Source organism: Streptomyces sp. Da 82-17 (assembly GCF_046098215.1).
GTDB lineage: Bacteria > Actinomycetota > Actinomycetes > Streptomycetales > Streptomycetaceae > Streptomyces.
Map to the genome: position 1 here is coordinate 433,243 of NZ_JBJURH010000004.1, position 10,981 is coordinate 444,223.

Consider the following 10,981-nt stretch of genomic DNA (forward strand, 5'->3'; position numbering starts at 1 on the left):
GCACCCCCGACTTTCGGTGCGGGGCCACCTCGCCGAGCATGTCCGTAGGAGAGTCAGGAGCCGCCATGACCGCCGCCGCGCCGGAACGCATGCCCGCCCTCTATCTCAGTCACGGTGCGCCGCCGCTCACCGACGACGCCCTGTGGCCCGGACAGCTCGCCGCCTGGTCGGCCGACCTGCCGCGCCCCAAGGCGGTGCTGATGGTCTCCGCGCACTGGGAGGAGGCGCCGCTCGCCCTCGGCGCCACCGAGACCGTGCCCCTCGTCTACGACTTCTGGGGCTTCCCCGAGCACTACTACCAGGTGCGTTACGCCGCGCCCGGAGCGCCCGAACTCGCCGATTCCGTACGCAAGTTGCTCCGCACCGCCGGCTCGCCCGTGCAGGACATCGAGGATCGCGGGCTCGACCACGGCGCGTACGTTCCGCTCGTCGAGATGTATCCCGACGCCGACATCCCCGTCCTGCAGATCTCCATGCCCACGCTCGACCCGCAACGCCTGATGGAGATCGGCCGCAGGCTCGCCCCGCTGCGCGACGAGGGCGTTCTGATCATCGGCAGCGGCTTCTTCACGCATAATCTGGCCGCGCTCCGGCAGGGCGGAATCCCGTCCTGGTCGGCGGAGTTCGACGCATGGGGGCGCGAGGCGCTGGCCGCGCAGGACGTGGACGCTCTTCTCGACTTCACGCACAAGTCGCCCGCTGGGCAGCTCGCGCATCCGCGCACGGAACACTTCGCCCCGCTCTTCGTGGCGATGGGTGCCGCCGACGCCGCCGGCGAGCTCGACAGCCAGCGCTCGGTCATCGACGGGTTCTGGATGGGGCTGGCCAAGCGCTCGGTGCAGTTCGGCTGAACGCGGCGGCCGGCGGGGGAGTGGGCAACGGGTGTCGGTGCGGACATGGCTGTGCCTCCGTGCGTGAGTGCGTGAGTGGGGGAGCCGCTTGCTCGTGGAGCAGGCGGCACTCGCAACGTACGGAGGTCGCGGCAGCGGACGACAGGCTTCCGAAAATGGTTCACGCGTTCGAGTGAGGGCGAACCGTTTCGGCGCTCCGAAGGCCCGTCGGCCGTGGCAGGCTCGTCAGCAGTCGGGGCCCAGGCGCTTCTCGTACCAGGCCACATCCCAGTACCGGCCGAACTTCCGGCCCACCTCCGCGTACGTCCCCACGTGCCGGAAGCCGAAGCGTTCATGGAGGCGGATCGATGCAGCATTGGGCAGGGCGATGCCCGCATAGGCGCGATGGACGTCCTCGTCGGACAGGGCGTCGAAGAGAGGCGAGTAGAGCAGTGTGCCCACGCCGCGGCCGGCGGCGTCCGGAGTGAGGTAGACGGACACCTCGACGGAGGTCTCGTACGCGGGCTTCGGACGGAACGCGCTGCTGGTTGCGTAGCCCAGAATCCGGGAACCCGGGGACTGCTGCGCAACCAGGAGACGGTGACGGCCGTCTTCAGGGTGGGAGTGCAGCCACGGCAGGCGCTCCTCGGGCGTGAAAGGGGCTGTATCGAACGTGACGGCCGTCTCACGGACGTAGTGGTTGTAGATCTCCGTGAGGGCGTCGAGGTCACCCTCGGTACCCGGCCTGACCTGCACCTCTGTCGACGTCTTCGGCATGCCACCTCCATCGTGGCGGCGCAGGATACTGCAAGATCAGGAAAATTGTTGAGCGGCTTGGGAATTCTGTCCTGATTCCAGTCGTTGTTTCCATCGGATGCAGGGCACCCGGACAGTGTGCTCTTCACCACGGATCGCCTCGGATCCCCGCCTCGGACCCCGGAGCACCGTCAGAACTGCCGACCCACTCAACGCAAGGGAGCACGCATGGCAACCCGTGCCGTCGCCCGTCGTAAGTCTGCAGCCGGATCGGCCGGCAAGACCGACGCGGCAAGCAGTGTTCGCGCTGGAGGCGGCGAGATCGCTGACCGCGACCTGGTCGGCATGTATCTCGACGAGATCGCCCGCACGCCTCTGCTCGACGCCGCCCGTGAGGTCGAGCTGTCGCAGGTCATCGAGGCAGGGGTGTATGCCCAGAAGATCCTCGACGGAGAGATCGAGCAGAAGAGCAAGGCCGCCGAAGGCGCGAGCCGTGAGGAGCTCGAGGCGCTCGTCGCCGACAGCGAACGCGCCAAGGACATCTTCATCCGCTCCAACCTCCGCCTGGTCGTCGCCGTCGCCCGACGCTACCCGCGCAGCGGGCTGCCCCTGCTCGACCTGATCCAGGAGGGCAACGCCGGACTGGTGCGCGCCGTCGAGAAGTTCGACTACCGCAAGGGCTTCAAGTTCTCGACGTACGCGACCTGGTGGATCCGTCAGGCCATCACCCGCTCCATAGCCGACCAGTCCCGCACGATCCGCCTGCCCGTCCACCTGGTCGAGGAGCTCGGCCGGATCCGCCGGGTGCAGCGCGAGTTCAACCGTGAGAACGGGCGGGACCCGGAGCACACCGAGATCGCCGCTGAGCTCGGCTCCACGCCGGAGCGCGTCTCCGACGTCCTGGACTGGGCCCGCGACCCGGTCTCGCTGAACATGTCGGTGGACGATGAGGGCGACACCCAGTTCGGTGACCTCCTCGAGGACACCTCCGCCGTGTCGCCCGAGCAGTCCGTGCTCACGCTGCTGCGCAGCGAGGAGCTCGACGACCTGATCGGCCGGCTCGACCAGCGGACGGCGTCCATCATCAAGATGCGGTACGGCATAGACGACGGTCGCGAGCGGACCCTCACCGAGGTCGGCAAGGAGCACGGCCTCACGCGTGAGCGGATCCGCCAGATAGAGAAGCACGCACTGCTCGAGCTGAAGCGGCTCGCGCGGGACACGGGGTTCGACGAGGCGGCGTAACACGAGCGGGCGGAGCCCAAAGGGCTCTCGCTCCGCTCCCCAAGACGCGAGTCCCGGCGCCATTCCCCCGTAGCGCCGGGGCTCGCCCCTGTCGGGGTGCCGCCCGTTTCCCGAGCGCGACGCGGTTTTGCGGGCGTTGGGCGTGACGTCGTGCTCTACGTGTCCGGGAGTTCGGTGCCCGAACTTCCCGCTGCGCGTGTCAGGCGGGCGCCCAATTCCCGTACGTGATCGGCGAGTTCGCTCGGGGAGTGGACGGTGAAGTCGACGTTCGCCAGGGCCAGATGGACGGTGAGCCACTCGATGGCCTCGGAGACCGTGGTGCGCAGGCGGCAGGAGTGGGGGCCCTCCGGGGTCGGAGTGCCGAGGCCCGAGGGGAGGCGGGAGGCCACATGGTCGGCGGGGGCCGCGAAGGTGACGTCGAGCTCGTGCGTCGGCAGTCCGCCTCGCATCGAGCGGCGGGTGAACTCCACGGCGTCGCCCTCCGGGAGTTCGCGCGGGGTGTAGCGGGCGCCGGTGGCGAAGGGCTCGGTCAGGCGGTCGACGCGGAAGGTGCGCCAGTCCTCGCGCTCCAGGTCGTACGCGACGAGGTACCAGCGGCGGCCCGTCGACACCAGGCGATAGGGCTCGACGAGGCGCCGGGTCTCCGCGCCGTCGCCGGAGCAGTAGTGGAAGCGGAGCTTCTCGGTCGCGCTGGTGGCCGAGGCGATCACGGTGAGGGTTTCGGGGGCGATCGTGGCCCCGTCACCCGCCCAGTAGGTCAAGGGAGTTGTGGCGGATTGGAGGGCGGTGACGCGGTGTCGGAGTCGGGACGGAAGGACCTGTTCGAGCTTGGCGAGGGCGCGCACGGACGCCTCGTCGACGCCCTCCACGGCATGGCCCGCGCCCGCCCGCAGGCCGACGGCGATCGCGACGGCCTCCTCGTCGTCGAGGACGAGCGGAGGCATCGCCTTGCCGGCCGCCAGGCGGTAGCCGCCGTCGGAGCCCATCGAGGCCTGCACCGGATAGCCGAGCTCACGCAGCCGGTCGATGTCGCGCCGCACCGTGCGCCGGGAGACGCCGAGGCGTTCGGCCAGCTCCCCGCCGGGCCACTCGCGCGGGGTCTGGAGCAGGGAGAGCAACTGCAGCAGTCGTGCCGGAGTGTCCGTCGTCATGCACCCATCATGGGCGGGAACGCGGACAGGTTCTGGCCTATATCCCGCATAAGTTCGTCGGCATGAAGAGCACCTCACCCACCACACCGAGCAAGGGCACGCCTGTGACCTCACCTTCCACACCCGGTGCATCCGGTACGACGACGGCAGCGAGCGACAGGCGGCGGTGGTTCGCGCTCGCCATCGTGATGACGGCGGCCTTCATGGACCTCGTCGACGTCACGATCGTGAACATCGCGCTGCCCTCCATCAAGGCCGACGAGGGCGCCTCGCTCAGCCAGATCCAGTGGATCACCGCCGGGTACGCGCTCGCGATGGGCGCGGGCCTGATCACCGGCGGCCGGCTGGGCGACATCTACGGTCGGAAGCGGATCTTCCTCATCGGCATAGGCGGCTTCACGCTGGCCTCGGCGCTCTGCGGGCTCGCGGCGAACCCGGAGATGCTCGTCGCCGCGCGCATCCTGCAGGGGGCGACGGCCGCGCTGATGGTGCCGCAGGTCCTGTCGATCGTGCACGCCACGTTCCCCGCGCACGAACGCGGCAAGGTCTTCGGCCTGTTCGGCGCGATAGTCGGGCTCGGGGCGGTGTCGGGGCCGATGCTCGGGGCGCTGCTCACGGAGTGGAACCTGTTCGGTCTCGAATGGCGGCCGATCTTCCTGATCAACCTGCCGGTGGGTGTCGCCGGGCTGCTCCTGGGGCGCAAGTTCATCACCGAGTCCAAGGCGCCGAAGGCGCTCCGCCTCGACCCGGTCGGCGTGGTGCTCGTCGTCGTGGGCCTGCTGATGCTGCTCTACCCGCTCACCCGCGGCCGTGAGCTGGGCTGGCCGCTGTGGGGGTACGTGCTGATGGGCGGCGCGCTCGTGGTGTTCGCGGTGCTGGTCGCGTACGAGCGGCGCAAGACGCGGAAGGACGGTTCGCCGCTGATCGAGCTGTCCCTGTTCAAGGTGAAGAGCTTCGCCGCGGGCGCCGCCGTGCAGTTGACGTTCGGCCTGGTCACCGGGGTGTTCTTCCTGGTGTGGACGCTGTACATGCAGGTCGGCCTCGGCTGGAGCCCGCTGCGCGCGGGGACGACGGGCATACCGTTCTCGGTCGCCGTGTCCGTGGCGGCGGGGATATCGGTGCAGCGGCTCGTGCCGCGCTTCGGCCGCAAGGTGCTGCAGGCGGGCGCGCTGACGATGGCGGTCGGGGTCGTCCTCTACATATGGGAGGCCGCGCGGTACGGGCAGGGCATCACGTCCTGGCAGATGGTGCTGCCGCTCGTGGTGATGGGCGTCGGCATGGGCCTGATCGTGGCGCCGCTGACCGACGCGGTGCTGTCGGAGGTGCCGCGTGAGCACTCCGGTTCGGCGTCCGGCCTGGTCAACACGGTGATGCAGATGGGCAACGCGTTGGGCCTCGGCCTGGTGGCGGTCGTATTCTTCGGCGTCATCGACGAGCCGCTGCCCGTGGCGGCCATGGGCGCGGAGTACGTGGACGCTTTCCAGTACGCGCTGTGGTGGGTCGCCGGGGTGCTCGGCGTGATCTTCCTGCTGATGTTCGCCCTGCCGGCCCGACCTGCACAGCATGTGGAGGGCTCGGAGGGCGATCCGACGGAGGGCGAGTCGTCCCCCGTCGTAGTCGGAGGTGCGGGTGCGGGTGCGGGTGCGGGTGCCGGTGCCGGTGCCGGTGACGACCGTGAGGCTGAGCTGGTGCGTTAGCGAGCCCGCTCGGTGCCCGACGCCCGTCACCCAGGGCTGGTGACAACGAGCGAAGTCTGTTTCTGCCCGAGCCGTGCCCGAATGTGTTTACTTCGCGGAAACCCGGACGTACTCTGGCCGTGAAACAACACGCTCGGGCATGAATCGGAGCTGAACCCACATGTACGCACCGGAGCGGCAGCAGGAGATTCTTCGCCTGGCGCGCGACAGCGGCCGCGTCGACGTGCTGTCGCTGGCCGAGGAGTTCCAGGTCACCGCCGAGACCATCCGGCGCGACCTGAAGGCCCTCGACCGCGCCGGGCTCGTACGCCGGGTGCACGGCGGTGCCATACCGGCCGGGCGGCTCGACTTCGAGCCCGACCTCGCCGAGCGCGAGTCGACCGCGGCCGACGAGAAGGACCGGATCGCGCAGGCCGCGCTGGCGGAACTGCCCGCGGACGGAAGTGTGGTGCTCGACGCGGGTACGACGGTGGCCCGGCTGGCGGCCGCGCTGCCGCTGGAGTCGGGGCTCACCGTCGTCACGCACTCGCTGCCCACCGCCGCCCGCCTCGCCGACCACCCCGGGGTGCAGCTGCACCTGATCGGCGGCCGCGTCCGGCACCGCACCCGGGCCGCCGTCGACGCGTGGGCGCTGCGGGCGTACGGGGAGATCCGCGCCGACGTCGTCTTCCTCGCGGCCAACGGCTTCTCGCCCGAGCACGGCCTCACCACTCCCGACCTGGCCGAGGCCGCGGTCAAGCGGGCCGCCGTCTCCTCCGCCCGCCGAGTGGTGCTGCTCGCCGACTCGGCCAAGCACGGCCAGGAACACTTCGCGCGCTTCGGCGACCTCTCCGACGTCGACCTGCTGATCACGGACAAGGGCCTCGGCGACGACGACACCGAGGTCATCGAACGCGGGGGCACGGAGGTCGTACGCGTATGAGCACGGCCGACGCTCACGAGAACGCAAGCACGCAGCAGCGCACGCGCCAGAGCACGTCAGAGAAAGCAAGTGCAGGGATGATCCTCACCGTTACCCCGAACCCTTCCCTGGACCGGACCTACGAGGTGCCGGCGCTCGATCGCGGTGAGGTCATCCGTGCCACGGGCGACCGGATGGACCCGGGCGGCAAGGGCGTCAACGTGTCGCGGGCCGTCGCCGCCGCCGGGCAGCGCACGCTCGCGGTGCTGCCGCTCGGTGGTACGCCGGGTGACTTCGTCGCCGAACTCCTCGGGGAGCAGGGCATCGAGGTCGCGCCGGTCGCCGTCGCCGGTCAGACGCGGTCCAACATCTCGCTCGCCGAGCCCGACGGCACGCTCACGAAGATCAACGCGGCCGGGCCCGAGCTCTCCGCCGACGAGTCCGAGGCGCTGCTCGCCACGGTCCGCGAGAGGTCCGCGGGCGCGACCTGGATCGCCTGCTGCGGCAGCCTGCCGCGCGGCCTCGAACCTTCCTGGTACGCGGAGTTGGTGGCCCGCGCGCACGCGGCCGGCGCCCGGATCGCCCTCGACACCTCCGGCCCCGCGCTGCTCGCCGCGCTCCGCGAGCGCCCCGACGTGGTCAAGCCGAACGCGGAGGAGCTCGCCGAGGCCGTCGGCCGCCCGCTGGCCACGGTCGGCGACGCGGTCAAGGCCGCCGAGGAGCTGCGGCAGCTCGGCGCCCGTGCCGTGCTGGCCAGCCTCGGGGCGGACGGGCAGCTGCTCGTCGACGACTCCGGTGCGTATTTCGCGAGCGCCCGCGTCGAGACGGTACGTAGCAATGTGGGTGCCGGTGACTCCTCGCTCGCCGGGTTCCTCATCGCCGGCGGCAGCGGGCCCGAGGCGCTGGCCTCCGCGGTGGCGCACGGCGCGGCCGCCGTGCAGCTGCCCGGCAGCGTGATGCCGACGCCCGCCGACCTGGACCCGTCGGCCGTGGCCGTCACAGCCGACGTACCGCTGGACCGCGCACTGACGGAGCCCGTCTCATGAGCGCCCCACGCACGAGCCGTTCCCGTACGGACGCGCCCGTCACCTCCCCGTCCTCCGTCACCTCACCGTCCCCCGTCCCCACCCCCGCCCGCCGGGCGATACGCGTGCGAAGGAGCCCGCGATGAGCGAGATGATCACCGCGGACCTGGTCGACCTCGACCTGTCCGCCGACACCAAGGAAGCCGCGGCCCGCTCCCTGGCCGAGCGGATGGTCGCTCAGGGAAGGGTTACGGACCTCGACGGCTTCCTCGCCGATGTGGCCGCCCGCGAGGCGCAGATGCCGACCGGGCTCGACGGCGGCATCGGCATCCCGCACTGCCGCAGCGCCCATGTCACCGAGCCGACCCTCGCGTTCGGGCGCGCCGCCCAGGGCATCGACTTCGGCGCGGCCGACGGTCCGGCCGACCTCGTGTTCCTGATCGCCGCACCCGCGGGCGCGGACAGCGACCACCTCACGATCCTGTCGTCGCTCGCCCGCCAGCTGATGAACGCCGAGTTCACCGAGGCCCTCCGCTCGGTGGACGACGCCGGGCGGGCGGCGGCGCTGATCTCCGGGGACGCGTCTCCGGAAGAGGCCCGTACGGACGAAACCGAGGCCGACCGGACCGGCAGTGACCGGACCGGCAGTGACCGGACCGAGGCTGGCGCCGCGCAGGGCGACGAGACAGCCGACGCCGACAGCGCCCGGGCCGACGAGCCCGCCGCCGACGCGCCCGCCGGTGAACCCGTCGCCGACGGCACCCCCTTCAGGATCGTCGCCGTCACCTCCTGCCCCACCGGCATCGCCCACACCTACATGGCCGCCGAGTCCCTGGAGAACGCCGGACGGGAGGCCGGGGTCGAGGTGGCCGTGGAGACGCAGGGCTCGGCCGGGTTCACCCGGCTCGACCCGGCGGTCGTGGCCGCAGCCGACGGCGTGATCTTCGCGCACGACGTTCCCGTACGGGAGAAGGAGCGGTTCGCCGGGAAGCCCACCGTCGACGTCGGCGTGAAGGCGGGCATCAACCGTCCCGCCGAGCTGATCGCCGAGGTGCGCGGCAAGGCGGAGCGCGGCGAGGTCACCTCGGGCGCGGCCGCGGACACCCCGGTCGAGCGGGCCGGTGAGTCGGGCGACAGCTACGGCACGAAGCTCCGCAAGTGGCTGATGTCCGGCGTGAGTTACATGGTTCCGTTCGTCGCCGCGGGCGGCCTGCTCATCGCGCTGGGCTTCGCGATCGGCGGGTACGAGATCGACCAGGCCAAGTCCGTCGCCGAGCACTTCGTCTGGACGGAGGCCGCGAGCTGGGCGGCGCTGCTGTTCCAGGTCGGCGGGCTCGCGTTCTCCTTCCTGGTGCCGGTGCTCGCGGGGTACATCGCGTACGGCATGGCGGACCGGCCGGGCCTGGTGCCCGGATTCGTCGGCGGCGCGGTCGCCGTGAACATCGAGGCAGGGTTCCTCGGCGGTCTCGCGGCGGGCCTGATCGCGGGCGGCACGGTCATGGCGATCCAGAAGGTGCGGATCCCGGCGGTGCTGCGCGGCATCATGCCGGTGGTGGTGATCCCGCTGATCTCCTCGGCGGTGGTCGGCTTCCTGATGTTCCTGGTGGTCGGCAAGCCGATCGCGTCCCTGCAGGGCGGCCTCAGCGACTGGCTGGAGTCCCTGACCGGCGCCAACGCGATCATCCTCGGCGTCATCCTCGGCCTGATGATGTGCTTCGACCTGGGCGGCCCGCTCAACAAGGTCGCGTACGCGTTCGCCGTCGGCGGCCTCGGCGCGAACGCCACCGAGGGCAACCTGAAGGTCATGGCGGCCGTGATGGCGGCCGGCATGGTGCCGCCGCTGGCGATGGCGCTGGCGACGACCGTGCGCGGCCGGCTGTTCACCAAGGCCGAGCGGGAGAACGGCAAGGCGGCGTGGGTGCTCGGCGCGTCCTTCATCACCGAGGGCGCGATCCCGTTCGCCGCGGCCGACCCGCTGCGCGTCATCCCCGCCTCGATGGCGGGCGGCGCGGTCACCGGCGCTCTGTCGATGGGCTTCGGCGCGACCCTGCAGGCCCCGCACGGCGGCATCTTCGTGGTCCCGCTGATCGGCCAGCCGCTGCTGTACCTGGTGGCGGTCCTCGCCGGTACGTGTGTCACGGCCGGCCTCGTCATCCTCCTCAAGGGGATGCGGAAGTCCGGGCCCGACCAGGTGCCGGCGCAGCCCGAGCCGACGGCGCCGGCGCGGCCGACCGAGCCGAAGAAGCAGCCGGTCACGGCGGCCTGAGCACGGTCACTGCGTTCAACGGGCACCGCCGTACGGACCGTACGGCGGTGCCCGTCATGTACGTGCGTACGTACGCGCGCACCTACGCGCCTACGCACGCCCTCAGCACAGACGTTTCAACTCGTCCGCGACGCGCGCCGTTCCATCGCCGAGCGGGCCGCCGACTCGCTCACGTACACCTCGCACATGTGCCGGCCGTCCGGCGTCGCCGTGTGCTCGACTTCCCAGAGGCTGACCTCGCGGCCGTCGGCGAGCAGGAACGCGTGCTCGTAGAGCGCGAAGCAGACGCCCGCCGTGCCGGTCCGGCAGGGGTTGCCGAAGGCCTGCGTGATCTGGTGCGCGAGGGCCGTGCGCATCAGGAGTGCCGTGTCGGCGCCCGGCCGGTCGGTGTTCTCGGCGCGGCGCAGCAGCCGCCTGGCGTGGTCGGCGGAGTCGTCCGGCGCGTACGACCGCTGGAGCGGGGCCGGGGCCACGATCAGCCGGACCGCCTCGAACGCCGAGGGCTCGCAGCCGGGGATGCGGCCTTCCGTGCCGTCCGGGCAGTCGGGGCCGCAGGTGCCGCTCGGCAGCAGGCGGGACGCCGCGACGTGCGCCTCCTCCTCGTCCGTGTACAGCTCGTGGAACGTCTCGTCGCTCGGCCCGCCGCCCGGCCCGGTGTTGTGCCGCAGTTCCCAGAGCGTCTGCGCCTGGCCGTCGGCGAGCAGGAACGTGTGCCGGTGGGTCTCACGGTGGTGGCCCGCGCTGTGGTGCGCCGAGCGGAGCGAGCTGTCGTAGGTGAGGGCCGATTCGAGCAGGGCTATCGTCTCGTCGGGCAGCTCGAAGGAGTTCAGGGCGCGTCCGAGGAGCCCTTCGAGGTGCTCCTCCGGTGTCTTCGGCGTCTCGTACGGAACGCTCAAGGCATACTCCCGGCGTCACTCGCGTCGCTGCATGTCACCTTGTGACCGCTCACCGTAGCCCCTCGGCGGAACATCATGTCCGGGGTTCTGGAAAACGAACGACCGCCGTCGGAAGTTCCCGCACTCCGCCCGGGAGTTCCCGCAGTACGTCCAGAACTGCCCGCGCTCCGCCCGGACTTGGCCGACCGAGCCGCCTCTCCCTCCCCGCCCCGCC

Annotated in this window: 9 protein-coding genes; 6 read left to right on the plus strand and 3 right to left on the minus strand. The window is 71.2% G+C overall.

Going from position 1 to position 10,981, the window contains the following annotated elements; translation table 11 throughout:
• Nucleotides 1-65 precede the first annotated feature (65 nt).
• Nucleotides 66-851: a dioxygenase gene (locus ACIDOF_RS09735; RefSeq protein WP_409005333.1), complete on the plus strand. Its 786-nt coding sequence runs from the start codon at nt 66-68 to the stop codon at nt 849-851.
• 225 nt (nt 852-1,076) lie between these two features.
• Here ACIDOF_RS09735 and ACIDOF_RS09740 read toward each other — a convergent pair whose 3' ends face one another.
• Nucleotides 1,077-1,607: a GNAT family N-acetyltransferase gene (locus ACIDOF_RS09740; protein WP_409005334.1), complete on the minus strand. Its 531-nt coding sequence runs from the start codon at nt 1,605-1,607 to the stop codon at nt 1,077-1,079.
• 207 nt (nt 1,608-1,814) lie between these two features.
• Between ACIDOF_RS09740 and ACIDOF_RS09745 the strand changes: the two genes are divergently transcribed.
• Nucleotides 1,815-2,831, plus strand: a complete 1,017-nt coding sequence (locus tag ACIDOF_RS09745) for an RNA polymerase sigma factor RpoD/SigA (protein WP_409005335.1) — start codon at nt 1,815-1,817, stop codon at nt 2,829-2,831.
• Between the two features lie 155 nt (nt 2,832-2,986).
• On the opposite strand, the gene ACIDOF_RS09750 is transcribed toward ACIDOF_RS09745, so the two are convergent.
• Nucleotides 2,987-3,982 (minus strand): helix-turn-helix transcriptional regulator, encoded by a 996-nt coding sequence (locus ACIDOF_RS09750; protein ID WP_409005336.1) that lies wholly within the window; start codon nt 3,980-3,982, stop codon nt 2,987-2,989.
• A gap of 188 nt (nt 3,983-4,170) precedes the next feature.
• Between ACIDOF_RS09750 and ACIDOF_RS09755 the strand changes: the two genes are divergently transcribed.
• From ACIDOF_RS09755 to ACIDOF_RS09770, 4 genes are all read left to right on the plus strand, one after another.
• Nucleotides 4,171-5,679 carry an MFS transporter gene (locus ACIDOF_RS09755; RefSeq protein ID WP_409005366.1) on the plus strand — a complete coding sequence of 503 codons (1,509 nt, stop codon included), beginning with the start codon at nt 4,171-4,173 and terminating at the stop codon, nt 5,677-5,679.
• 160 nt (nt 5,680-5,839) lie between these two features.
• A complete protein-coding gene (locus ACIDOF_RS09760; protein ID WP_409005337.1) occupies nt 5,840-6,601 on the plus strand; it encodes a DeoR/GlpR family DNA-binding transcription regulator in 762 nt (253 codons plus the stop codon).
• Between the two features lie 77 nt (nt 6,602-6,678).
• Complete coding sequence (gene pfkB, locus ACIDOF_RS09765) at nt 6,679-7,626, plus strand: 1-phosphofructokinase (RefSeq protein WP_409005338.1); 948 nt, start codon at nt 6,679-6,681, stop codon at nt 7,624-7,626.
• Between the two features lie 121 nt (nt 7,627-7,747).
• Nucleotides 7,748-9,871: a fructose-specific PTS transporter subunit EIIC gene (locus tag ACIDOF_RS09770; RefSeq protein ID WP_409005339.1), complete on the plus strand. Its 2,124-nt coding sequence runs from the start codon at nt 7,748-7,750 to the stop codon at nt 9,869-9,871.
• 116 nt (nt 9,872-9,987) lie between these two features.
• On the opposite strand, the gene ACIDOF_RS09775 is transcribed toward ACIDOF_RS09770, so the two are convergent.
• On the minus strand, nt 9,988-10,767 hold the full coding sequence (locus tag ACIDOF_RS09775) for a DUF6227 family protein (RefSeq protein WP_409005340.1): 780 nt from the start codon (nt 10,765-10,767) through the stop codon (nt 9,988-9,990).
• Nucleotides 10,768-10,981: the final 214 nt, after the last annotated feature.